This is a genomic window from Actinomycetospora sp. NBRC 106375, from assembly GCF_030269665.1.
Classification (GTDB): domain Bacteria; phylum Actinomycetota; class Actinomycetes; order Mycobacteriales; family Pseudonocardiaceae; genus Actinomycetospora.
In genome coordinates this window covers 74,363-95,499 of record NZ_BSTS01000019.1, presented here as the reverse complement: position 1 = coordinate 95,499, position 21,137 = coordinate 74,363, and the positions used below count along the sequence as shown (strand labels likewise).

General features: G+C 74.4%; 24 protein-coding genes and 1 pseudogene. 14 read left to right on the top strand and 11 right to left on the bottom strand.

The window, feature by feature from the left end:
- Positions 1 to 17 precede the first annotated feature (17 nt).
- A complete protein-coding gene (locus QSK03_RS26315) occupies positions 18 to 497 on the top strand; it encodes a GNAT family N-acetyltransferase (protein ID WP_285658283.1) in 480 nt (159 codons plus the stop codon).
- Here QSK03_RS26315 and QSK03_RS26310 read toward each other — a convergent pair.
- From QSK03_RS26310 to QSK03_RS26300, 3 genes are all read right to left on the bottom strand, one after another.
- Positions 463 to 1,029: an NUDIX hydrolase gene (locus tag QSK03_RS26310; RefSeq protein WP_285658281.1), complete on the bottom strand. Its 567-nt coding sequence runs from the start codon at positions 1,027 to 1,029 to the stop codon at positions 463 to 465. The genes QSK03_RS26315 and QSK03_RS26310 overlap by 35 nt on opposite strands.
- A 19-nt stretch (positions 1,030 to 1,048) precedes the next feature.
- Positions 1,049 to 1,552, bottom strand: a complete 504-nt coding sequence (locus QSK03_RS26305) for a nuclear transport factor 2 family protein (protein ID WP_285658279.1) — start codon at positions 1,550 to 1,552, stop codon at positions 1,049 to 1,051.
- 107 nt (positions 1,553 to 1,659) lie between these two features.
- Positions 1,660 to 2,226 (bottom strand): TetR/AcrR family transcriptional regulator, encoded by a 567-nt coding sequence (locus QSK03_RS26300; RefSeq protein ID WP_285658278.1) that lies wholly within the window; start codon positions 2,224 to 2,226, stop codon positions 1,660 to 1,662.
- An 88-nt stretch (positions 2,227 to 2,314) separates the two neighbouring features.
- On the opposite strand from QSK03_RS26300, the gene QSK03_RS26295 reads away from it, so the two are divergent.
- Both QSK03_RS26295 and QSK03_RS26290 read left to right on the top strand, forming a co-directional pair.
- The gene (locus QSK03_RS26295) at positions 2,315 to 3,784 is read left to right on the top strand and encodes an FAD-dependent oxidoreductase (RefSeq protein WP_285658276.1); all 1,470 of its coding nucleotides are present in this window, start codon (positions 2,315 to 2,317) and stop codon (positions 3,782 to 3,784) included.
- Positions 3,781 to 4,194 (top strand): hypothetical protein, encoded by a 414-nt coding sequence (locus tag QSK03_RS26290; RefSeq protein ID WP_285658274.1) that lies wholly within the window; start codon positions 3,781 to 3,783, stop codon positions 4,192 to 4,194. The genes QSK03_RS26295 and QSK03_RS26290 overlap by 4 nt, the downstream gene beginning before the upstream one ends.
- On the opposite strand, the gene purU is transcribed toward QSK03_RS26290, so the two are convergent.
- Genes purU through glnT form a run of 6 tightly spaced genes read right to left on the bottom strand, consistent with a single transcriptional unit; the run spans position 4,191 to position 11,533 of the window.
- A complete protein-coding gene (gene purU / locus QSK03_RS26285; protein ID WP_285658271.1) occupies positions 4,191 to 5,066 on the bottom strand; it encodes a formyltetrahydrofolate deformylase in 876 nt (291 codons plus the stop codon). The two genes, QSK03_RS26290 and purU, sit on opposite strands and share 4 nt — an antisense overlap.
- Complete coding sequence (locus QSK03_RS26280) at positions 5,063 to 5,731, bottom strand: sarcosine oxidase subunit gamma (RefSeq protein WP_285658270.1); 669 nt, start codon at positions 5,729 to 5,731, stop codon at positions 5,063 to 5,065. The genes purU and QSK03_RS26280 overlap by 4 nt, the downstream gene beginning before the upstream one ends.
- Entirely contained in the window at positions 5,724 to 8,558 is a 2,835-nt protein-coding gene (locus tag QSK03_RS26275; RefSeq protein ID WP_285658268.1) for a 2Fe-2S iron-sulfur cluster-binding protein, read from the bottom strand. Before QSK03_RS26275 ends, QSK03_RS26280 begins: the two co-directional genes overlap by 8 nt.
- Entirely contained in the window at positions 8,558 to 8,833 is a 276-nt protein-coding gene (locus QSK03_RS26270) for a sarcosine oxidase subunit delta (protein ID WP_285658336.1), read from the bottom strand. Before QSK03_RS26270 ends, QSK03_RS26275 begins: the two co-directional genes overlap by 1 nt.
- 53 nt (positions 8,834 to 8,886) lie before the next feature.
- Positions 8,887 to 10,170, bottom strand: coding sequence for an FAD-dependent oxidoreductase (locus QSK03_RS26265; protein ID WP_285658266.1), 1,284 nt, complete (start codon positions 10,168 to 10,170; stop codon positions 8,887 to 8,889).
- Between the two features lie 10 nt (positions 10,171 to 10,180).
- The gene (gene glnT, locus QSK03_RS26260; protein ID WP_285658264.1) at positions 10,181 to 11,533 is read right to left on the bottom strand and encodes a type III glutamate--ammonia ligase; all 1,353 of its coding nucleotides are present in this window, start codon (positions 11,531 to 11,533) and stop codon (positions 10,181 to 10,183) included.
- 141 nt (positions 11,534 to 11,674) lie between these two features.
- Here glnT and QSK03_RS26255 point away from each other — a divergent pair, with 141 nt between their 5' ends.
- The 10 genes from QSK03_RS26255 to QSK03_RS26210 all read left to right on the top strand — a co-directional run bounded on the left by QSK03_RS26255 (position 11,675) and on the right by QSK03_RS26210 (position 19,031).
- Positions 11,675 to 12,454: a FadR/GntR family transcriptional regulator gene (locus tag QSK03_RS26255; protein ID WP_285658263.1), complete on the top strand. Its 780-nt coding sequence runs from the start codon at positions 11,675 to 11,677 to the stop codon at positions 12,452 to 12,454.
- Positions 12,455 to 12,679: 225 nt separating this feature from the next.
- Positions 12,680 to 12,979, top strand: a complete 300-nt coding sequence (locus tag QSK03_RS26250; protein WP_285658262.1) for a hypothetical protein — start codon at positions 12,680 to 12,682, stop codon at positions 12,977 to 12,979.
- Complete coding sequence (locus tag QSK03_RS26245; RefSeq protein ID WP_285658261.1) at positions 12,976 to 13,443, top strand: hypothetical protein; 468 nt, start codon at positions 12,976 to 12,978, stop codon at positions 13,441 to 13,443. Before QSK03_RS26250 ends, QSK03_RS26245 begins: the two co-directional genes overlap by 4 nt.
- Positions 13,440 to 13,619, top strand: a complete 180-nt coding sequence (locus tag QSK03_RS26240) for a hypothetical protein (protein ID WP_285658260.1) — start codon at positions 13,440 to 13,442, stop codon at positions 13,617 to 13,619. The genes QSK03_RS26245 and QSK03_RS26240 overlap by 4 nt, the downstream gene beginning before the upstream one ends.
- Positions 13,616 to 15,073: an APC family permease gene (locus QSK03_RS26235; RefSeq protein WP_285658259.1), complete on the top strand. Its 1,458-nt coding sequence runs from the start codon at positions 13,616 to 13,618 to the stop codon at positions 15,071 to 15,073. The genes QSK03_RS26240 and QSK03_RS26235 overlap by 4 nt, the downstream gene beginning before the upstream one ends.
- Positions 15,073 to 15,747 carry a hypothetical protein gene (locus QSK03_RS26230; protein WP_285658258.1) on the top strand — a complete coding sequence of 225 codons (675 nt, stop codon included), beginning with the start codon at positions 15,073 to 15,075 and terminating at the stop codon, positions 15,745 to 15,747. Before QSK03_RS26235 ends, QSK03_RS26230 begins: the two co-directional genes overlap by 1 nt.
- Positions 15,744 to 16,019: a hypothetical protein gene (locus QSK03_RS26225; RefSeq protein ID WP_285658256.1), complete on the top strand. Its 276-nt coding sequence runs from the start codon at positions 15,744 to 15,746 to the stop codon at positions 16,017 to 16,019. Before QSK03_RS26230 ends, QSK03_RS26225 begins: the two co-directional genes overlap by 4 nt.
- A 53-nt stretch (positions 16,020 to 16,072) precedes the next feature.
- The gene (locus tag QSK03_RS26220) at positions 16,073 to 17,002 is read left to right on the top strand and encodes a class II glutamine amidotransferase domain-containing protein (protein WP_285658254.1); all 930 of its coding nucleotides are present in this window, start codon (positions 16,073 to 16,075) and stop codon (positions 17,000 to 17,002) included.
- Complete coding sequence (locus tag QSK03_RS26215; RefSeq protein WP_285658252.1) at positions 16,990 to 17,709, top strand: glutamate synthase; 720 nt, start codon at positions 16,990 to 16,992, stop codon at positions 17,707 to 17,709. Before QSK03_RS26220 ends, QSK03_RS26215 begins: the two co-directional genes overlap by 13 nt.
- A complete protein-coding gene (locus QSK03_RS26210) occupies positions 17,709 to 19,031 on the top strand; it encodes an FMN-binding glutamate synthase family protein (protein ID WP_285658250.1) in 1,323 nt (440 codons plus the stop codon). The genes QSK03_RS26215 and QSK03_RS26210 overlap by 1 nt, the downstream gene beginning before the upstream one ends.
- Before the next feature lie 9 nt (positions 19,032 to 19,040).
- Here QSK03_RS26210 and QSK03_RS26205 read toward each other — a convergent pair whose 3' ends face one another.
- On the bottom strand, positions 19,041 to 19,688 hold the full coding sequence (locus QSK03_RS26205; protein WP_285658247.1) for a DJ-1/PfpI family protein: 648 nt from the start codon (positions 19,686 to 19,688) through the stop codon (positions 19,041 to 19,043).
- Positions 19,689 to 19,810: 122 nt separating this feature from the next.
- Between QSK03_RS26205 and QSK03_RS33235 the strand changes: the two are divergent.
- Positions 19,811 to 19,978 (top strand): annotated as a pseudogene (locus QSK03_RS33235) (MarR family transcriptional regulator); the annotation flags it as partial.
- On the opposite strand, the gene QSK03_RS26195 reads toward QSK03_RS33235, so the two are convergent.
- Complete coding sequence (locus QSK03_RS26195) at positions 19,924 to 21,078, bottom strand: lysylphosphatidylglycerol synthase domain-containing protein (protein WP_352232046.1); 1,155 nt, start codon at positions 21,076 to 21,078, stop codon at positions 19,924 to 19,926. The pseudogene QSK03_RS33235 and the gene QSK03_RS26195 overlap by 55 nt on opposite strands.
- Positions 21,079 to 21,137: the final 59 nt, after the last annotated feature.

Below are 21,137 nucleotides of genomic sequence, written 5' to 3'. Positions count from 1 at the left end.
CGGCGCACGATGACGGGGTGATCCACCCGGTCCGCCGCCTCACCGCCGACGACTGGCGCGCCGCCCGGGCGACCCGGCTGCGGGCGCTCGCCGACGCCCCCGGCGCGTTCGCCTCGACGCTGGCGCGGGAGGAGGCGTTCGACGAGGCGACGTGGCGGACGCGGATCACCGACAACGCCTGGTTCGCGGCGGGCGACCCCGCGGTGGGCCTGGCGTGCGGCATCCCCGAGCCCGGCGACGCCGACGGCCGGCACCTCGTGGGCATGTGGGTCGAGCCCGCCCGCCGGGGCGAGGGCGTCGCCGACCTGCTCGTCGACGCCGTCGTCGCGTGGGCCCGCGCGGACGGCGGGCGACGGCTCGCGCTGTGGGTCGTGGACGGCAACGTCCGGGCCCGCCGCTGTTACGAGCGCCTCGGCTTCACCCTCACCGGCGAGCGCCAGCCGCTGCCCACCGACCCGTCGGTCACGGAGTCGCGGATGCTGCGCCACCTCGTCTGACCAGGTACTGCAGGAGCGCGGTCGCCGTGGCGGCGCCGAGGATCCGGCCTTCGGCGACGAGCTCGGGGACGCGGTCGAGCTCGACCCACGTCGCGACCCCGTCCTCCTCGGGGTCGATCGGGCCGCCGGTGGGCTCGGCGCCGTGCCAGAGGTAGGCGTCGATGCGCGCCCGGACCTGGCCGGGCAGGGGCTCGATCGTGATCACGTGCTCGGGCTCGCCGAGCACCCGCCGACCGGTCTCCTCGGCGGTCTCCCGCGCGGCGGCGTGGGCCGGGTCCTCGCCCGCGTCGACCATCCCGCCGGGCAGCTCGTAGCCCCACTGCGCCACCGGGAAGCGGTACTTCCACAGCAGCAGGACGCGGTCGCTCCGGTCGATGACCACGGCGACGGCGATCCGGTTGAGGGCGACGACGTGGTAGTCGAACCGGGCCCCGTCGGGGGCGTCGACGTCGGCCAGCCGCACCCCCACCCAAGGGCTGTCGTAGACCGATCGCTCGCTGTGGACCGTCCAACCGCCGTGGGTCTCGGGCACCCCCGCGACGGTAGGCGATCTAGGTCTGGAGCACCGGTCCGGGGAGCACCGGGGCGTCGAACGCCTCGCGCGCGAACGCCGGGTCGCCCCAGCCGCTCTCGGCGCTCTTCGCCGTCCAGGCCGCGTACTCGTACATCGAGACGATCTCCCCGCCGACGACCTCGAAGACGAACACGAAGTGGTTGGCGACCTCCTCGCCGCCGAGGTTCCCCTCGACGCGGGCCTCGATCGAGACGAGCGGCCCGTTCGCGGTGACGCGGTGCCCCTCGAGGCGCGCGCCGCGGACCTGCTCCTCGTGATGGGAGCCGAACATGGCCTCGGCCGTCGCCTTCCCGCGCAGCACGCCCTCGGGGGCGCCGGGCTCGGTGGACGGCACCGGGATCATGATCCGCACGTCGTCGGCGAGCAGGTCGACGAAGTCGCCCCACGCGCCGGTCGCGGCGCCGCGCTGCAGGCCGGCGAACGCGGCCCGCGCCGCCTCCAGGGCACCGGGGTCGGGCGGCTGGACCTCGAGTCGCGCCACGGCGTCTCCTCCGGGTCGGGGACGCCCGGTGGCGACGTCCGCGGTGACGCCACGCTGGCACGGCCGCCACCGCGTCCCCGTGCGCGGATCCCACTGAGCGGGACGGATCAGGCCGGCCCGAGGTCGCGGTCGGTGAGGTAGCGCGCCAGGGTCGGTCCGATCCAGGCGCGCACCTCGGCGCGGTCCATCGCGGTGAGCGCGGGGGCGCCGAGCACGAAGCGCACGAACGCGAAGCCGAGGATCTGCGAGCCGACGAGCGCCGCCCGCTCGGCGGGACGGTCGACCGCGGCCGTCGCGAGCGCGGGGCCGGCCTGCTCGAGCAGGACCGCGAGGAGCCGCTCGGCGGCCTCTCCGCTGGTGGCGGCCGCGCGCAGGAGGACGAGGAAGGTCGGGCTGTCGTCGAAGAGCTCGAAGAACCGGTCGACGAGCGCGTCGGCGATCGCGCCGGGCCCGAGACCCGTCAGGTCGGGCAGGACCACCTCGAGCGCGGCGGCCTCCGCGAACAGCCCGGCCTTGTTGGTGAAGTAGCGCATGACCAGCGCGGGGTCGACGCCCGCCTCGGCGGCCACCGACCGGATGGTCACGCGCTCGAAGCCGTCGCGGGCGAACTGGGCGCGCCCCGCATCGAGGATCGCGCGGCGGGTGCCGGCGGCGTCACGGGGTCGCGGTGTCACGGGCCGAGCGTAAGTCCACGCGCGTTGACTTGCCGGTCCGACGCGCCTACGGTCGAAGTCAACAAGCGTTGACCGAGAGGGAGAGGCCATGGACGTGATCGACGTCGTGGTGGTCGGCGGCGGCCCGACGGGGATGACGGCCGCGGGGGACCTGGCGCGGGCGGGGCGGTCGGTCGTGGTGCTCGACCGGTGGTCGCAGCGCAACCCGGCGAGCCGCGCGTTCGCCGTCATGGCCCGCACCCTCGAGGTGCTCGACAGCCGCACGGTCGGCGGGCGCAGCGTCACCGCCCGGCTGCTCGACCACGGCGACCTCGTCCCGCGGGTCGACCTGTGGCCCGGGGCGGCCGTGCGGCTCGCGGACCTCGACTCCCCGTACGCGGGCGTGCTCGTCACGCCCCAGACGACCGTCGACCGGCTGCTCGAGGACCGCGCCCGGGAGGCCGGCGCGACGATCGTGCGGGGCCGGGAGGTCGTCGACCTCGCGCAGGACGCGGACGGGGTGACCGTGACGGCGCGGGCGGGGGACGAGGCGACGACCTGGCGCGCGTCGTACGTCGTCGCCGCCGACGGCGCGCACAGCACGGTGCGCGGACTGCTCGGCGTCGACTTCCCGGGCCGCGCGGTGCTGTCGTCGGTGGTGCTCGCCGACGTCCGGCTCGCGCACCCGCCGACCGGGCCCGGCCTGACCCTGGGCAGCACCCCGGACGCGTTCGGGTTCCTCGCGCCCTACGGCGACGGCTGGTACCGGTCGATGACCTGGGACCGCCGCCGGCAGCTGCCCGACGACGCCCCGGTCGACGACGCCGAGGTCGGCGCGGTGCTCGACCGGGCCCTGGGCCGCGAGGTCGGGGTGCTCGACGTCAGCTGGCGGTCCCGCTTCCACTGCGAGGAGCGCCAGGTCGCCCGCTACCGCCGCGGACGGGTCCTGCTCGCCGGCGACGCCGCGCACGTGCACTCACCGATGGGCGGACAGGGGATGAACACCGGCATCCAGGACGCGGTGAACCTCGCCTGGAAGCTCGACGCGGTCCTCGGCGGGGCCGGCGACGCGGTGCTCGACAGCTACCACGCCGAGCGGCACCCGATCGGGCGCCGGGTGCTGTTCCAGAGCGGCGCGATGATGCGCGCGGTCACCCTGCACCCCCGCCCGGCGCGGGCCGTGCGCAACGCCGTCAGCGGACGGCTGCTCCGGTGGCGCCCGTTCGCCGACCTCGTCGCGGGCGGCTTCTCCGGCGTCGGCCTGCGCTACCCGCGCCGCCGCGGCGAGCACCCGCTCGTGGGCACGCGCGCCGCGACCGTGCCGCTCACCGGCGGCACCGTCGCGTCCCGCCTCCGCGACGGCGGGTTCCTGCTCGTGCGGGAGCAGGGCACGCCGGCGCTCGCCACGACGACCCCGGTGCAGGCGGAGCGGGCCGACCCGGGACCCGCCCTGCTCGTGCGGCCCGACGGCTACGTCGCCTGGGCGGGTCGCCGCGGCGACGACGGGTGGCGCCGCGCCCTGGCGGCGTGGACCGCACCGACCACCGGCAGCACCAGCGGCAGGGAGGCCCTCCGATGACCATCCGCGTGCTCCAGACCGGGCTCGACCCGGCCGTGATCGACTTCGGTTCGCCCGACTTCGCCCGCTTCGAGGGCCTGACGCCGGAGACCCTGCGCCGCGCGAACGACGACAACGTCGCGGGCCTGCGCGCGGCCGGGTTCGCCGTCGACAACATCCTGATCGACACGGGTGCGACCGCCGTCGACGTCCTCCGGGACGCCGTGCGCGCGACCCCGTACGACGCCGTCCTCATCGGTGCGGGGGTGCGCCTCGTCGCCGCGAACACCCAGCTCTTCGAGGCGATCGTCAACCTCGTGCACGCCGAGCTGCCGCACGCGCGCTTCGTCTTCAACCGCGGGCCGGACTCGACGCCCGACGACATCGCGCGCTGGTTCGCCTCCGCCGAGGCTGCCGGACCGCTCCGTTAGAAGACGATCGTCGTCCCGCCCGTGACCACGACGCGGTCGTCGCAGTGCGCGGCGACGGCGCGGGCGAGCACGGTGCGCTCGACGTCGGCGCCGCGGCGGGTGATGTCGACGACGGTGTCGCGGTGCGAGATGCGCGCGACGTCCTGCTCGATGATCGGGCCCTCGTCGAGGTCCTCGGTGACGTAGTGGGCCGTCGCGCCGACGATCTTCACCCCGCGGGTCCTCGCCTGCGCGTACGGGGCGGCGCCGACGAACGCGGGCAGGAACGAGTGGTGGATGTTGATCGCCGGCACCCCGAGCGCGTCGAGGAACCCGCCGGTGAGGATCTGCATGTAGCGCGCGAGGACGACGAGGTCGACCCGGCCGGCGAGCAGCTCGATCTGCTGCTTCTCGGCGACGTCCTTGGTCTCGGCCGTCACCGGGACATGGGCGAACGGCACGCCGAAGCGGGCGACCTCGTCGGCGAGGTCGGGATGGTTCGACACGACCTGCACGATCTCCACCCCGAGCTCGCCGCGGCGGTGGCGCCACAGCAGGTCGAGCAGGCAGTGGTCGAGACGCGAGACGAAGATCGCAACGCGGGTCCGCCGGGCGGCCGCGCGCAGGCGGAACGTGATCTCCAACGGCGTGGCGACCTCGTCGGTGAACTCCCGGGTCAGCTCGTCGAGCCGCGTCAGGAGCCCGGGCAGGCGGAACACGACCCGCGTGACGAAGAGGCCGCCCGACGGGTCGGTGGTGTCCTGGTCGGACTGCACGATGTTGGCGCCGCGGGCGTGCAGGAACGCGCTGATCGCCGCGACCAGCCCGGGCCGGTCCCGGCAGGAGACCAGCAGCCGGCCGAGGTCGGTGTCCGGGGAGTCGGGCGCGGTCACGCGAGCCCCCGGAAGCCGGTCATCGCGAGACCGGAGAGCCGGCCGGCGTCGAGGAGGGCGTCGGCCAGGTAGCGGCCGGAGGACCGCTCGCAGTGCAGGAGGTAGGAGCGCACCCCGCCATTGTCCGACGCGGCAGCTCCGCTGCGCTGCGTGCCGCCGAGGTCGTCACGCACGACGTCGGTGACCACCCCGGCGACCGAGGTGCGGAACGCCGACCCGTCCGGGGTGACGGCGTCGGCGAGGTCGATCGCGCAGACGCCGGCGAGCACCGCCGGTGCCGCGGCGCCGTGGAGGCGTACCAGGGCCCGCCCGTGGGTGAGGTCGAGGACCGAGGTGAACTCCCCGGTGCCGGCCAGCCGCTGCTCGACCGCCGCCCGCAGCGCGCCGGCCGTCCCGGGGGCACCCAGGACGAGCCACTCGCCGGGCCCGGAGCCGACGACCAGCACCTCCCCGGCGCCGAGGTCGGCGCGGCGGGTGCGCCGGAAACCCACACCCAGGGCCGCGCGGCTCGCCCCGTCGAAGGGCGCGCGCACGTGGACCTTCGCGAGCGGCGTCTCGTCGGAGAGGGTCAGCGGGCCGCCGGGCACGCGCGCGTCGACCTCCCAGCCGTCGCGCTCGGTCGCGGGTCCCGGCGGGATCGGGCTGCGAGCAAGGGGACTAGACACGCTGGCGCTCTCCTTCGGGGTCGACGTGGACGAGGCCGGTCACCTCGGCGGCGACGTCGCGCCCGTCGGGCAGGCGCACGGTGACGCGGGTGCCGACCTCGGCGAGCTCGGGGTCGATCTGCGCCAGGCCGATCGCGCGCCCGAGCGTCGGGGACATCCGGCTGGAGGTCACCCGACCGGCGATGCTCCCGTCGGTGCGGAGGATCTGGCTGGCCTCGGGGGGCACGACCGTCCCGTCGAGCGGCTGCAGCCCGACCAGGCGGGGGTGGCTGTCGCGGCCCTGCTGCCAGCGCAGCTCGGGGAGCCCGACGAAGTCGTCCTTGTCGAGCTTGATCAGGCCGTCGAGGGCGGCGCTGAAGCCCTGGGTGAGCCCGTCGGTGTCCTGGGCGACGATGGCGTGGCCCTTCTCGAGGCGCAGGATGCGCTGGGCCTCGACGCCGAAGGGACGCACGCCGAGGTCGGCGCCCTCGGCCACGAGCCGCTCCCACGCGTGCAGCCCGTAGGACGCGGGCACGTGGATCTCGTAGGAGAGCTCGCCGGTGAAGCCGATGCGCCACAGCACGCAGTCGGCGACGCCGGCGACGGTGCCGGTGCGCACGTTCATGTAGCCGAAGGCGTCGGCGGAGAGGTCGACGTCTTCGGGGTCGGTGAGCCGGGACAGCAGGTCCCGGGACCGCGGTCCGGCGATGTTGATGCTGGCGTAGGCGGTGGTGACCGGGGTGACGTGCACCTGCCACTCGGGGTGGGCGGTCTGCAGCCAGTTCTCGACCCACTCCCACACCGTCGCGGCGCCGGAGCTCGTGGTCGACATCAGGTAGTGGTCCTCGCCGAGGCGGCCGGTGACCCCGTCGTCGAGGACGACGCCGTCGTCGGCGCACATGACCCCGTAGCGCACGCGCCCGACGCCGAGCTTCGACCACTTGTTGACGTAGAGCAGGTTGAGCAGCTCCGCGACGTCGGGGCCGCGCAGGTCGAGCTTGCCGATCGGGGTGACGTCGATGATCCCGACCGCGGTGCGCACGGCGGTGACCTCGGCGGCCGGGTCGCCGTAGTGCTCGGGGCGGATCCACTGCCCGGCCACCAGCGGCGTCGCGCCGTGGCGCTCGTGCCAGGGCTGCATCGGCGAGTAGCGGACCGGTTCGCGGGGCCGCCCGGCCAGCGCGCCCAGGGTCACCGGCGCGTAGACGGGGCGCCAGGTGGTGGTGCCGGTCTCGGCGATGCTGCGACCGGTGGCGTGCGCGACCAGGGCGACCGCGTTGACGGTCTCGAGCTTGCCCTGGGTGGGGCCCATGGTGACCGTGGTGTAGCGCTTGGCCAGCTCCACCGAGTCGTAGCCCTCGGCCACTGCGGTGGTGATGTCCTTGGCCGAGACGTCCTCGCAGAGGTCGACGAACCCCCCGGTGCCCGCGGCGAACAGCTCGGGGTGGGGGGCGGGCCGCAGTCCGGGCACGGTGCCTGCGGCGGACCCCCCGGTCGCGCGGCGGGCCGCCTCGCGCCCCACGGCGTCGGCCTGCTCGACGAGCTGGTCGACGGTGCCGTCGCCGACGATGCCGCCGGCGGCGAGGACGTTCGCGGGCATCCGGTCGGGGTCGGGCACGAAGCGCGCGGCGGCCTGGTCGTAGACCGGGCGGTCGCCGGACTGGTTGAGCAGCGACGTCGGCGCGGTCCAGCCGGTCGCGGTGACCAGCAGGTCGGCCTCGATGCGGCGGCCGTCGGTGGTCTCGACCGCCCGCAGTCCGCCCCGGCCGTGCGCGCGCGCGACCCCCTGCTGCCGGCGGGCGTCGAGGACCGCGGCCACCTCGACGCCGGCCGCCTCGAGGTCGGCGACGGCGGCGTCGCCCTCGGGGTTCGCCGACATCACCACCGCGCGCGAGCCGGGGCGCACGGCGTAGAGGTTGACCAGCCGGCGGGCCGCGGTCGACAGCATCACCCCGGGCAGGTCGTTGCCGGCGAAGACGTAGGGACGCTCGATCAGGCCCGGCGCCACCACCAGCACGGCCGCGCGGGCCTTGACCAGGCGCTCGGTGATCCCGGGCAGGCTGCGCGCCACGATCGGGATCCAGTTGTCGTCGAAGCGGCCGGTCACCACGGCGTCGGTGAGCACCTCGATGCCCGGCTGCGCCGCGACCTGGGCGCGCAGCGCGCGCAGGCGGGCGAGCGCGGCGCCGTCGCCCCAGCGCAGGTGCCCGCCGAGCTGGTGGTCCTCCTCGACCAGCATCACCGACGCCCCGGCACGGGCCGCGGCGACGGCGGCGGCCATCCCGGCCGGGCCGCCGCCGGCGACCACGACGTCGGGGTGGGCGTGGCGCTTGTCGTAGTACGCGGCGCCGGGGTCCGGGGTGATCGCGCCGGCGTGCACGAAGGTGCGCAGGACCTTCTCGTAGAGCGGCCACAACGGCTCGGGCTTGATGAAGGTCTTGTAGTAGAAGCCGGTCGCCAGGAACCGCCCGGCCAGCCCGTTCGCCGCCTTGAGGTCAAAGCGCAGCGAGGGCCAGGTGTTCTGCGACGACACCGCCATGCCGGCCTCGAGCAGCCGGTGCGCGCCGCGCACGTTCGGCTCGTCGCCGACCTGGAAGAACGCGCCCGGGTCGAGGTAGTCGGCGGTCAGCAGCCCCCGCGGGCGGTGGTACTTGTAGCTGCGCGAGAGCACGCGCTCGCCCGCCGCCGCCAGCGCCGAGGCGATCGTGTCGCCCGGGTGCCCGGACAGCGGCCGCCCGTTCCAGGTGAACGACACGGTCCGGGACCGGTCGATCACCTCGCCCGCGCGGTGTCCCAGGCGCTGCGAGGTCGGGGTCGCGGTGCGCCGCGTCGTCGGCAGGATGCTCATCAGGAGATGCCCTCCCCGGTGGTGCCGGTGGCCGTGTCCCGCGCCGCGCGGACCTCGTGGGTCACCGTGTGCCGCTCGACGGTGAGGAACCGGCGGCAGCCCGCGCCGTGGTACCAGGTCTCGGTCGACCAGCCGGCGGGGTTGGTGTGGAAGTACAGGTAGCGCCGCCACTCCTCCGGCGACGCGGAGGCGGGGTCGGGCCGCCGGCCGGCCTCGCCGCCGAAGCGGAACTCGGTGGCGTTGCGGGGCCCGCACCAGGGGCAGGGGAGCAGCATCACGGTGATCGCCTCATCAGGGAAGACGCGAGAGGGGAGGTGCCTGGAGGTGGCTAGTGGCCGACGGCGGCGGCGCCCTTCTCGCCCACCAGCCGGCCCGAGAGGAAGCGGTCGAGCCCGAACGACGAGATGATCTCGGGGGGCTTGCCGGTGGCCAGGCACGCGGCCATGGCCTCGCCGGACACCGGTCCGGCCTTGAACCCGTAGGTGCCCCAGCCGACGTCGACGTAGAAGCCCTCCACCGGGGTCGGGCCCATGATCGGCGAGTAGTCCGGGGTCATGTCGCACAGCCCGGACCACTGGCGCAGCAGGCGCATCCGGTGCAGGGCGGGCATCAGCTCGAGCACGTGCCCGGCGATGCCCTCGGTGAACTCGAGCGACCCCCGCATCGAGTACGAGGCGAACGGGTCGACGCTCGCGCCGAACACCAGCTCGCCGCGGTCGGTCTGGGAGACGTAGACGTGCAGCGTCCCCGACACCACCACGGTGTCGAGGAACGGGCGCACCGGCTCGGTGACCGCGGCCTGCAGCGGCGAGGTCTGCACCGGCATCGCCACCCCGGCCATGTCCGAGATCAGCGACGACCAGCCCGCGGTCGCGTTGAGCACCACCGGCGTCGCGATCCGCCCGCGGTTCGTCTGCACCCCCGTGACCCGCCCGCCGGACACGTCGATCCCGGTGACCTCGGTCTGCTGGTGGATGTGCGCCCCGTGCACGTCGGCGCCGCGCGCGTAGCCCCAGACGACGGCGTCGTGGCGGACGATCCCGCCGGGCGGGTGGTACAGCGCGCCGAGGATCGGGTAGCGGGTCTCGTCGGAGACGTCGAGGTAGGGCACCAGCTCGGCGATCCGGTCCGGCCCGATCACCTCGGAGTCGACGTCCTGCAGCTTGTTGACCTCGGTGCGCCAGTGCATCGTGCGCAGCGAGGCGTCGTTGTGCGCCAGCGTCAGGTGCCCCCGCTGGGAGAACATGACGTTGAAGTTCAGGTCCGCGGCGAGGTGCTCGTAGAGCTTCACCGACCGGTCGTAGAACCGCACGCCCTCGGGCGTGAGGTAGTTCGAGCGCAGGATCGCGGTGTTGCGCCCCGACCCGCCGCCCCCGACGTAGGCCTTCTCCAACACCGCGATGTTGCGCATGCCGTGGTCGCGGGCCAGGTAGTAGGCCGTGGCGAGGCCGTGCACCCCGCCGCCGATGATCACCGCGTCGTAGCTCGACCGCAGCTCGTGCTCGCGCCAGGCGCGCGGCCAGTCCTCGTGCGTCAGACCCCGCCGCAGCAGGCTCCACGCCGAGTAGCCGCGGAGCTTCTCGGGACGTCCGTTTCCGTTGCCGCCGCTCAACCGGATCTCCTCAGGCCTGCGTCAGGTAGCGCCGGACCTCCCAGTCCGAGACCGCCGCGTGGTAGTCGTCGAACTCCTGCTGCTTGACCGCGGCGAAGTAGTCCACGAAGTCGCCGCCGGAGGTCTTGCCGAGCGCGGCGCGCAGGACGTCGTCGGCGACGAGCTCCTCCACAGCGCGGTCCAGCGTCTTCGGGAGGTGCTCGATGCCGCGGGCGCGGACCTCGTCGGTGTGCACCGTGAAGAGGTTGTCGTCGGTGCGCGAGCCCGGGTCGATCTCCCGGTCGATGCCGTCGAGGCCGGACGCGAGCAGCACGGTGGCGGCGAGGTAGGGGTTGGCCGAGCCGTCGACCCCGCGGTGCTCGATGCGCCCGCCCTCGGGGATGCGCAGCATGACCGACCGGTTGTTGCCGCCGTACGCGACGTAGGCCGGCGCCCAGGTCGACCCGGAGGTCGGGGCGCCCACCCCGATGCGCTTGTAGGAGTTGACGGTCGGGCAGATGATCCCGGCCGACGCGCGGCCGTGCTCGATCAGCCCGCCGAGGTAGTGGTAGCCGAGGCGGGAGAGCCCCATCGCGTCGGCGCCGTCGTCGAACAGCTCCTGGCCGTCCGAGGTCCACAGGCTCTGGTGGATGTGCATGCCGTTGCCGGTGATGTGACGCAACGGCTTGGGCATGAACGTCGCCACGTAGCCGGCGTCGTGCGCCAGCATGTGGATCATGTAGCGGAAGAAGATCGCGCGGTCGGCCGTGGTCAGCGCGTCGGCGTACTCCCAGTTGTTCTCGAACTGGCCGTTGCCGTCCTCGTGGTCGTTGGCGTAGTTGCCCCAGCCCAGCGCGTTGAGGTTGCGGGACACCGTCGAGAGGTGGTCCCACATGCGGGTCAGGCCCTTGACCTCGTAGCAGGGCTTCTCCGCGGTGTCGTCCGGGTCGGCCGGGCCCAGCGTCCCGTCCTCCCCGCGGCGCAGCAGGCTGTACTCCAGCTCGGTGCCGGTCTTGAACACCCACCCGCGCTTCGCGGAGAGCTCCTCGAGCGCGCGGCGCAGGATCACGCGCGGCGCGTAGGGCCACGGCGCGCCGTCGACGTGCGGGTCGCAGTGCACCACCGCGACGCCCGGCTTCCAGGGCAGCGGGGTGTACGACGCCGGGTCGGGCACGGCGAGCACGTCCGGATCGGCCGGCGACTGGCCGAGGTCGCCCGCGGCGAAGCCCGCGAACCCGGCGCCGCCGTCCATCAGCAGGTCGAACGACGAGAACGGCACCGCCTTCGCGCACGGCTTGCCGTGGAGATCGACGAACAGCGCCAGGAAGAACTCGATGCCGTCGGCCTCGGCGCGTTCCCGCAGCTCGTTCCGTGCATCGGCCATGCCGACCTCCCAAGGTTTGGACTTGGAACCATTGGTCAGGCAACACGGCGGTGCGGTCGAGTGTCAACCCCGTCACACCTGCCTGCGGAGCGTGGTCGGCGCTCCAACACGCACGGTGACGGGGCGCGGTACCCTCGCGCCATGGCCCGGCAGGTCACCACCACGACGCTGGCCCAGGCCGTGGCGGATCACCTGCGGATGCGCATCCACCGCGGCGACGTCAGCCCGGGCGAGCGACTGCCCCCCGAGCGCGATCTCGCCGAGCAGCTGGGCATCGCGAGGATCAGCCTGCGCGAGGCGATCCGGCTGCTCCGCGAGGACGGCTACGTCGAGGTGCGCCGGGGCTCGACGGGCGGCACCTACGTCACCGAGCTGCGCCGCCCGGCGGAGGCCTGGCGGGCCCGGATGCGCGAGCAGGCCGGCGAGATCGACGACATCGTCGACTTCCGCATCGCCCTGGAGACGCGCACCGCCGCGCTGGCCGCCCAGCGGCACACCGAGGCCACGCTGGCCCCGATCCGCGAGTCCCTCGGGGCGCTGCGCGGTGTCATCGGGCGCACCGCCTTCCGCCAGGCCGACTCGCGCTTCCACGTCGCGCTGGCCCGGGCTGCCCGCAACGAGCGCCTCGCCGACGCGGTCGAGACCGCCCGCGGCGAGCTGTTCAGCCCGCGCGACCTGCTGCCGTTCCGGGAGCCGGTCGAGGAGACGCTGCGTGATCACCAGGCGATCTACGAGGCGGTGCGGGCCGGCGACGCCGAGGGTGCGGCCGAGGCGATGCGCGACCACCTCGAGGGGGCCCGCCGCCAGCTGCGGATCATCGTCTTCGGGGTCGAGGACGGGGTCGGCGACGACGTCGGGGACGGGTCCGGGGACGGGGTCGGGAACGGCGCCGGCGACGACGGCGCGTGGCCGCTCGCCTGACCGGCGGTCCTTCATGTGGGCTTGACACGCTGTGGCGTGGGTCTCGTACTGTCCTCCCGTCCTTGGTCTACCGATGAGACCAAACCACGGACCCGTCCTCGAGCCGCGCCCCACGCCGGGCACGGACTGCGACCGCACGACGTCGGAGCACGCCGCCGCGACCGTCCCCGGACGCGCCGCCCGCGGGCCGCCGCCGTCCGCGGGTGCGCAGCGAACGGAGGCACGATGAAGAGCCTCGACGACCGCATCGCGGCGCTGGTCCGCCGCGACCGACTCCTCGCCCTCGGGTGCACCGTCGCCATGTGGGTGGTGCTGGTGTTCGTCCTCGTCGCCGCCGCGCCCACGGTGCCCGGCACCCCGCTGTTCGTGGTGCTCACCGTCGCGCTGATCGCCCTCGGCGGGCTCAACACCGCCTCGGCCGCGGCGCTGATCCGGCGCTACCGGGCGGCCCGCGACCAGGTCTACCGGCCGGACATCGAGCACCTCGACGCCCAGAAGGCCGCCCGCGCGGGAGGCGCGTCGTGAGCGGGGAGGCCGGGGAGGCCGGCACCACGCCCACGCCGCCCGCCCCGGGCCCGAGAGCGCCCTACGAGCCGCCCCGGCAGTCCGTGCGCGGCCAGCTCCTCGACGCCGTCGTCGTCCTGGCCCTGATCTTCGTGACGCTCTTCGCGACGACCTACATCAGCGGGTCCGAGGACGAGACGCAGGCGCAGGCCCGGCCCCTGGCCGAACTGCCGCTGACGCCGGGTGAGCGCACGCAGTACCAGAAGATGATCGACACGGGCGTCGCCGACCTGCCGACGATCTCCGCGGGCGTCGAGGCCAACCAGCCGTCCGCCGACAAGTACGACATCGACGTCCTCGCGCTGCTGGGGACCGTCGTGCTCCTCGCCCTCTACCTCGGCTTCGTCTACCGCGTCTCGTTCCGCGAGTACCGCGAGGTGATCGAGGAGAAGTTCGGGCCCGGTCCGACGGGAGGTCGCTCATGAGCTCCGTGGCCGTGGTGGAGCTGATCGCGTGGGTGCTCAGCGCGCTCATCGCGGGATGGCTGGTGCTCGACATGCTGAAGGTCGGCCGACGACACGACGAGGCGTCGCTCGTGAACGCCCCCGACCCGCTGGAGGACCCGCCCGCCGGTGAGGCGACGGAGGTGAGGTCGGCATGAGCGCCACCGAGGACGCCCCGGCGACGGCCCCGGCGACCGAGGCCGCCCCCGCTGCCGAACGCCCGGCCCTGCGCAAGGTCCTGGCGCCGATGCACATCTGGGCGCTCGGCGTCGGCATCGTGCTCGTCGGCGAGTTCATGGGCTGGAACTTCGCGGTCGAGAAGGGCGGCATGTACGGCGCCCTGGTCGCCTGCTGGGTGGTCGGCCTGCTCTACACCTGCATCGTCATGATCAATTCCGAGGTCACCTCGGCGATCCCGGCGGCCGGCGGACAGTACGCGCAGGCCAAGCACACCGTCGGGCCGCTGATGGCGTTCAACGTCGGGCTGTACCTGACGCTCGCCTACACGATGCTCGAGGCGGCCAACGCCAACGTGATGAGCTCGCTGCTCACCGCGCTGTCCGGGCTGCTGGGCAGCGAGCAGGAGCTCTCGCCGTACCCCTTCGCGGTGCTCGCGATCCTGGCCCTCGCGTTCCTCAACTACCGCGGGGTGTTCGCGTCGCTGACGCTCAACCTCGTCATCACCGGGTTCGCCTTCGTGACCATCCTCGTGCTGTTCGTCGGCCTGCAGGGGTGGTCGCCAGGAGCCGAGCTCGACCTGGCCGGCCTCGCGGGCGACGTCACGAACTCGCTGCCCTACGGCTGGATCGGCGTCATCGCGGCCTTCCAGTTCGGCATGTGGTTCTACCTCGGGATCGAGGGCACCGCGCAGGCCGCCGAGGAGTGCCGCTCCGCGCCGCGGTCGGTGCCGCTGGGCAGCCTCGCCGGGATCATGACGCTGATCATCGCCGCGTCGCTGACCTGGTACGTCTGCGCCGGCACGCTGCCGTGGCACTACCTCGGCACGGCGATCACCCCGCTGTTCGACGCCGCGCTGGTGTCCGGCCACGGCGTGCTCGTGGTGCTGCTCCTGCTCGGCACGCTGTGCGCGACGCTGGCGTCGGCCAACGGCTGCATCAACGACGCCTCGCGGGCGTGGTTCTCGATGGGCCGCGACCGCTATCTGCCCGAGTGGTTCGGCGCGGTGCACCCGCGGTACCACACGCCGTTCCGGTCGATCGTGTTCCTCGTGCCGGTGGCGATCGCCTTCGCGCTGCTCCCGGTGCTGCTCGACCAGCCGACGCTGCTCTCGACGGTGATCACCTTCTCGATCCTGTCGGGGCTGCTGATGTACAGCTTCATGGGGCCGAGCTTCATCCGGTTCCGGAGGCTGTGGCCGCTCGGCACGATCCCGCGGGCCTACACGCTGCCGCTGCACCCGGCGCCGGCGATCGCCCTGGTGGCGCTCGCGGCGGTCGTGTTCTTCGCGACCTTCCTCGGGTACGGCGTCGCGCTGCTCTCGATCCTGTCGTTCTACCTGCTCGCGTCGATCTGGTTCGTGCTGCGCCGGTACAAGTACGTGCGCCGCGGCGGGCAGTTCACCGCCGACCTCCCGCGGCCGCAGGGGTACTGATGGGCACCACGGTCCTGCTGGTGGTCGCGGCGGCGGTCACGGCCCTGGTCGTGCTGCAGCGCCGCGCGCGGCGCCGCGACGCCGCGGAGCGCATGCGCCTCTTCGCCCGGGTCGTGCCCCTGCTCGACGGGGCCCGGCGGCACGGCGACGGCGTCGACGGCCACCCGGTGCTGACCGGGCGCCTCGACGGCCGGCCCGTGACGCTGCGGCCGATCCTCGACTCCGTCGCGCTGCGCAAGCTGCCGGTGCTGTGGGTCGAGGTCGTGCTGCACCGGCCGCTCGACGTCGGGGGCACCCTGAACGTGCTCCTGCGGCCCCAGGGCACGGAGTTCTTCTCGCCCGACGCCGGGTTCGCGCACGAGATCCCCGCGCCGCCGGACGTCCCGCGCCCGGTGCGGATCTCCTGCGCCGCCCCCGAGGGCGTGCCGCCGACGCGGGTGCTCGCCCCGGCGGCGGCCCTCCTGGCCGACCCCGCGTGCAAGGAGCTCGCCGTGGGCCGGGGCGGGGTGCGGGCGGTGCTGCGCGTCGCGGAGGCCGAGCAGGCGAGCTACCGGACCACCCGCCGGGTGGTCTTCGACCGGCCGCGCCTGGACCCGCAGGTGCTGGCCGAGGCGGTCGCCGTGCTCGACGCGGTCGGGGACGCGGTGGCCCGGGAGGAAGTGAGGTCGTCATGAGCGTGCGTCCGTGGATGGTGCTGCTCGTCGCCGTCGTGCTGCCGGGCTGCGGCCAGGTCCTGCTCGGGCTGCCGCGGCGCGGGCTGATGTTCGCCTTCTATGCGGTCCTGATGGGCGTGATCACCTGGCACCTCGCCCCGCCGACCGCGTCGTTCGTCGGGCACCTCGCCGGCGGGCTGTTCGTCTACGCGATCAGCGTCCTCGACGCCTACCTGTGGGCGCAGCGGCGCGCCACCGCGTCCGCTCTCGACGTCTCTCGTCAGGCAACGTAGTTTCGTCTCGGTACGCTCGCCCCGGTCCTCCGACGCAGGAAGGCTGAGTCCCCATGTGCGGCATCATCGGTCTCCACCTCCGCGACCCCGCGCTCCGACCGGAGCTCGGCCGACTGCTCGACGACATGCTCTGCGGCGTCTCCGAGCGCGGACCCGACTCCGTGGGCGTCGCCGTCTACGGCGACGAGACCCGCAACCCCCCGGGGCAGGAGGCCGTGTCGGTCCTGCGGGCGCCGGGCGATCTCGACCGGGCGGTCGCGGCCCTGCTGTTCGGGAGACGAAGCGGAGCGGAGCTCGACCCTGGACGCGGCCGCCCCGCCGTCACGGCGACCCCGGCCGGGGACACCACGGTGCTCACCGCGCCGGTCGGCGGCGAGGCCCTCGCCGCCGCGGTCCACGCCGCCGCCCCCGACGCGCTCGTCGTCGGCCGGGGCGACGACGTCGTGGTCTACAAGGGCGCGGGCCACCCGTCGGACCTCGCCCGGACCTACGGCCTGCGCGACGTCGCGGGCTGGCAGGGCCTGGCGCACACGCGCATGGCCACCGAGTCGGCGATCAATCCCGAGGGGTGCCACCCGTACTCGGTGGGCCCGAACCAGTGCCTCGTGCACAACGGGTCGTTCTCGAACCACGCGACGATCCGCCGCGAGCTGGTGCGCCAGGGCGTCACGTTCGACTCCGAGAACGACACCGAGGTCGGCGCGCGCTTCGTCGCGGCCTGCCTGGCCGAGGGCGACGACCTCGAGAAGGCCCTGCTGCGGCTGGGGGAGACGTTCGACGGCTTCTACACGCTGCTGGTCACCACCGCCGACGGGTTCGCCGTGGTCCGCGACGAGATCGCCTGCAAGCCTGCGGTGATCGCCGAGCACCCGCGCTGGGTGGCGATGGCCTCGGAGTTCCGGGCCCTGGCCGAGCTCCCGGGCATCGGCGAGGCCCGCATCTTCGAGCCCGACCCGGGCAGGGTCTACACGTGGCGGCGCTGAGCCGTGCCGAGGCCGGGGAGCGGGACCCGGCCCGGCCCGTGACGATCGACCTCCACGACGTGGGGGTGCGCGCGCTCAACGCCGAGGTGCACGCCCCGAGCGCGTCGTCCTACGAGGTGCTCAACCCGCAGGGCGCGCACTCGATCGCCGCGGGCATCCACGACGAGATCGACGTGCACGTGCGCGGCCACGCCGGCTACTTCTGCGCCGGGATGAACCAGCGCGGTCACGTCGTGGTCGACGGGTCGGTGGGCACCGGCGTCGCCGAGAACATGATGTCGGGCTCGGTGCGGGTCCGCGGCGACGCGTCGCAGTCGGCCGGGGCCACCGGGCGCGGCGGCCTGCTGGTCGTCGGCGGCAGCGCCTCCATGCGCTGCGGCATCTCGATGAAGGGCATCGACATCGTGGTCGGCGGGTCGGTCGGCCCGATGAGCGCGTTCATGGCGCAGGCGGGCCGGTTGGTGGTCTGCGGCGACGCGGGTGACGGGCTCGGCGACTCGGTCTACGAGGCGCGGCTCTACGTGCGGGGCAGTGTCGGGGCGCTGGGCGCGGACTGCGTCGAGAAGCCGCTGCGCGACGAGCACCGCGCCGAGCTGGCCGAGCTGCTCGCCGCGGCGGGTCTCGACCACGACCCGGGCGAGTTCCGCCGCTACGGCTCGGCCCGCGGGCTGTACCACTTCACCAGCGAGCACACGGGGAGCTACTAGTGCAGGATCCGTCGCAGCGGGGGCTGCGGGAGTCCGCGACGTTCGACCGGGCGAGCATCGCCGCGATCCAGCACGCCGCGCGGACCGGGGTGTACGACATCCGGGGCTGGGGCGCCAAGCGCGCCGTGCCGCACTTCGACGACCTCCTGTTCCTGGGGGCATCCATGTCGCGCTACCCGCTGGAGGGCTACCGCGAGCGTTGCGACACCGACGTGGTGCTCGGTGACCGGCACGCCACCCGCCCGCTGCACCTCGACGTCCCGGTGACGATCGCGGGGATGAGCTTCGGGGCGCTGTCGGCGCAGGCCAAGGAGGCGCTGGGGCGGGGTGCCTCGGAGGTGGGGACGTCGACGACCACCGGCGACGGGGGGATGACCGACGAGGAGCGGGGCGAGTCGAAGACGCTGGTCTACCAGCTGCTGCCCAGCCGGTACGGGATGAACCCCGATCACCTGCGGGCCGCGGACGCGATCGAGGTGGTGCTGGGTCAGGGCGCGAAGCCCGGCGGGGGCGGGATGCTGCTCGGCCAGAAGATCTCCGAGCGGGTCGCGGAGATGCGCACCCTGCCGGCGGGGATCGACCAGCGCTCGGCGTGCCGGCACCCGGACTGGACCGGCCCGGACGACCTGGCCATCAAGATCGGTGAGCTGCGCGAGATCACCGACTGGGAGAAGCCGGTCTATGTCAAGGTCGGCGCCACCCGCACCTACTACGACGTGAAGCTCGCAGTGGCCGCCGGCGCCGACGTGGTGGTGGTCGACGGGATGCAGGGCGGCACCGCGGCCACCCAGGAGGTGTTCATCGAGCACGTCGGCATCCCCATCCTCGCGGCGATCCCGCAGGCGGTGGCGGCGCTGCAGGAGCTGGGGATGCACCGGCGGGTGCAGCTGGTCGTGTCCGGGGGCATCCGCACCGGCGCCGACGTCGCCAAAGCCCTCGCGCTGGGCGCGGACGCGGTGGCGATCGGGACCGCGGCGCTGATCGCGCTGGGCGACAACGACCCGCAGTACGCCGCGGAGTACGAGGCGATGGGGTCGGCGGCGGGGTACTACGACGACTTCCAGGACGGCCGCGACCCGGCCGGGATCACCACCCAGGACCCCGAGCTCTCCGCGCGGCTGGATCCGGTCGAGGGCGGGCGCCGGGTGGCGAACTACCTGCGGGTGCTGACCATGGAGGCCCAGACCCTCGCCCGGGCCTGCGGCAAGGCCCACGTGCAGCACCTCGAACCCGAGGACCTCGTCGCCCTGACCATCGAGGCCGCCGCCATGGCCCGCGTCCCCCTCGCGGGCACCGACTGGATCCCGGGCCGCGGGTTCTGACCAGGGCGGTCACGCACCCACCGCGATGCCGGTCGGACGCCAGACCGTGCCGCGCCGCTCGAGCCGGATGATCTGTTCCACGGCGTGGGCGACCTGCGGGCCGACCTCCCGCTCGAGCAGGTAGAGGGCCATGTCGATGCCGCACGTGACGTTGCCGGCGCTGACCAGGTCGCCGTCGTCGACGACCCGCGCGTCGACCGGTCGGGCCGCGGTGCCGGCGAGGTCTGCGCCGTGGGCGTGGGTCACGAGCGGACGGTGATCGGCGAGCCCGGCCCACGCGACGAGCAGGGAGCCGCCGCACACCGTCGCGACGGTCGTGCCCTCCCGGTGCACCGCCTCGCGCAGCGCGGGCCCCAGCGACCCCGACCCGGCGCGCGCGAGGAGACGGCCGATGCCGCCCTCGACCTCGGGATCCAGGGAGAGCGAGCCCGCGGCGCCGGGGACCACCACGACGTCGGCGGCGCCGGGGTCGAGCGTGGCGGTCGCGGTGAGGGAGATCGCGGGGAGCCCGCTGGGGACCGTCCGCGGACCCTCGGCGCTGACGAGCTCGACGGTGACGCCACCGCCCGTGAGCCCGCCGCCCGCGTGGAAGACCTCGAACGGCCCGAGGACGTCGAGGGGGTCGAACCCGTCGAACAGGATCACCTGCACCCGCATGCCTGCCTCCCTTGGTTTCAGCTTGACTGTAACAACCTACGGTGGGACGGCAACCAGCGTCGTGAGGGAGTGTCGTGACCGAGGGGGGAGAACCGCCGCCGATCAGCGCCGCGTTCCTGCTGATGGCCCTCGGCCGGCGGATCCGGGAGCGGGTCGAGGACGGGCTGGCGGCGGAGGGGATCGCGATGCGGCACCTCTCCGCGCTCGGGCACCTCGCGGGCAGCCCGGGGATCTCCTACAGCGAGCTGGCCCGCCGGACCGGCGTCACGCCCCAGAGCATGCAGGCGACCCTCACCGCCCTCGAAGGGCGCGGCGCCGTCGCGCGCGACACCGACCCCGGGCGCGGGCGCACCGCCGCGCTGCACGTCACCGCGGAGGGCCACCGGCTGCGCGAGGCCGGGCGCGAGGTCGTCGCCGCCGTCGACGACGACCTCCGCACCCGGCTCGACGACGAGCGCCACCAGGTCATGACGGACGCCCTGCTCGCGCTCTTTCGCGGAGACGGCGACTGAGCCCGGCGCAGCCCGAGCACCGCGAGCCCGGTCCCCGCGCCGAGCCCGGCGGCGCCGAACGCCACGGCGGCGGTGGCCTCGCGCGGGCCCCACCCGGCGAGGTTCAGGGGCAGGCCCGCCGCGAGGAGCGACAGCACCAGCAGCGGCACCAGCTCCCCGGGCGCCGCCCGCACCCCGACCGCGGACGCCGCGACCGCCAGCAGTCCGACGTGGCCCGTCATGGCGACGAGGGACAGGCCGGTGACGACCGGCCCGGTCCGCAGGGTGCCGAGGCCCTGCCTCGTCCCGGCCCTCAGGCCGGCGGCGAGGGCGAGCAGGCCGCGCCGCAGGCGGGGGACGGCGGCGAGGCCGAGCAGGGCGACACCGACCGCCGCGACGGCGACGGCGACGGCCGCCGGGACCGATCGCCCGAGGTCGGCGAGGACGTCGCCCGCCGCCCCGGTCAGCACGCCCCGGACCGGCCCCGGGCTCGCGAGCACGACGGCCGCGCCGACCACGACGACGACCACCTGACCCGCCGTCCGCTCGAGGACGACGGCCCGGGCCGCGCCATCCCGGTCACCCACGCGACGGCCGTGGTCGACGGCGCGGTGCACGTCGCCGAGCACCCCCGCCGGCAGGACCGCGTTGAGGAACTGGGCGCGATAACAGTCGCCCAGCGCGCCGCCGAACCGGATCGGCAGACCCAGCCCGCGCGCGACCACGCACCACCGCGCCGCCGACGCCGCGGTCGTCACCAGCCCGACGCCGAGGGCGGCGACGACCGTGCCGGGTGACACCGCATCGACGCCCGCGAGCACCGCCCCGGTGCCGAGGTGCGCGACCACGGCCAGGACCACCGCGATCCCGGCGACCAGGTGGAGCGCACGGAGCGGCACATCTCTGATCACGGCATCGGGGCCCGGGAGGTTCAGCGGGCCGGCGAGCACCGCCCGGG

Coding starts and splice junctions, on each gene's coding strand:
- QSK03_RS26295 (WP_285658276.1), top strand. CDS start 2,315: ATGGACGTGATCGACGTCGTGGTGGTCGGCGGCGGCCCGACGGGGATG.
- QSK03_RS26290 (WP_285658274.1), top strand. CDS start 3,781: ATGACCATCCGCGTGCTCCAGACCGGGCTCGACCCGGCCGTGATCGAC.
- QSK03_RS26275 (WP_285658268.1), bottom strand. CDS start 8,558: ATGAGCATCCTGCCGACGACGCGGCGCACCGCGACCCCGACCTCGCAG.
- QSK03_RS26270 (WP_285658336.1), bottom strand. CDS start 8,833: ATGCTGCTCCCCTGCCCCTGGTGCGGGCCCCGCAACGCCACCGAGTTC.
- glnT (WP_285658264.1), bottom strand. CDS start 11,533: ATGGCCGATGCACGGAACGAGCTGCGGGAACGCGCCGAGGCCGACGGC.
- QSK03_RS26255 (WP_285658263.1), top strand. CDS start 11,675: ATGGCCCGGCAGGTCACCACCACGACGCTGGCCCAGGCCGTGGCGGAT.
- QSK03_RS26250 (WP_285658262.1), top strand. CDS start 12,680: ATGAAGAGCCTCGACGACCGCATCGCGGCGCTGGTCCGCCGCGACCGA.
- QSK03_RS26240 (WP_285658260.1), top strand. CDS start 13,440: ATGAGCTCCGTGGCCGTGGTGGAGCTGATCGCGTGGGTGCTCAGCGCG.
- QSK03_RS26235 (WP_285658259.1), top strand. CDS start 13,616: ATGAGCGCCACCGAGGACGCCCCGGCGACGGCCCCGGCGACCGAGGCC.
- QSK03_RS26230 (WP_285658258.1), top strand. CDS start 15,073: ATGGGCACCACGGTCCTGCTGGTGGTCGCGGCGGCGGTCACGGCCCTG.
- QSK03_RS26225 (WP_285658256.1), top strand. CDS start 15,744: ATGAGCGTGCGTCCGTGGATGGTGCTGCTCGTCGCCGTCGTGCTGCCG.
- QSK03_RS26220 (WP_285658254.1), top strand. CDS start 16,073: ATGTGCGGCATCATCGGTCTCCACCTCCGCGACCCCGCGCTCCGACCG.
- QSK03_RS26205 (WP_285658247.1), bottom strand. CDS start 19,688: ATGCGGGTGCAGGTGATCCTGTTCGACGGGTTCGACCCCCTCGACGTC.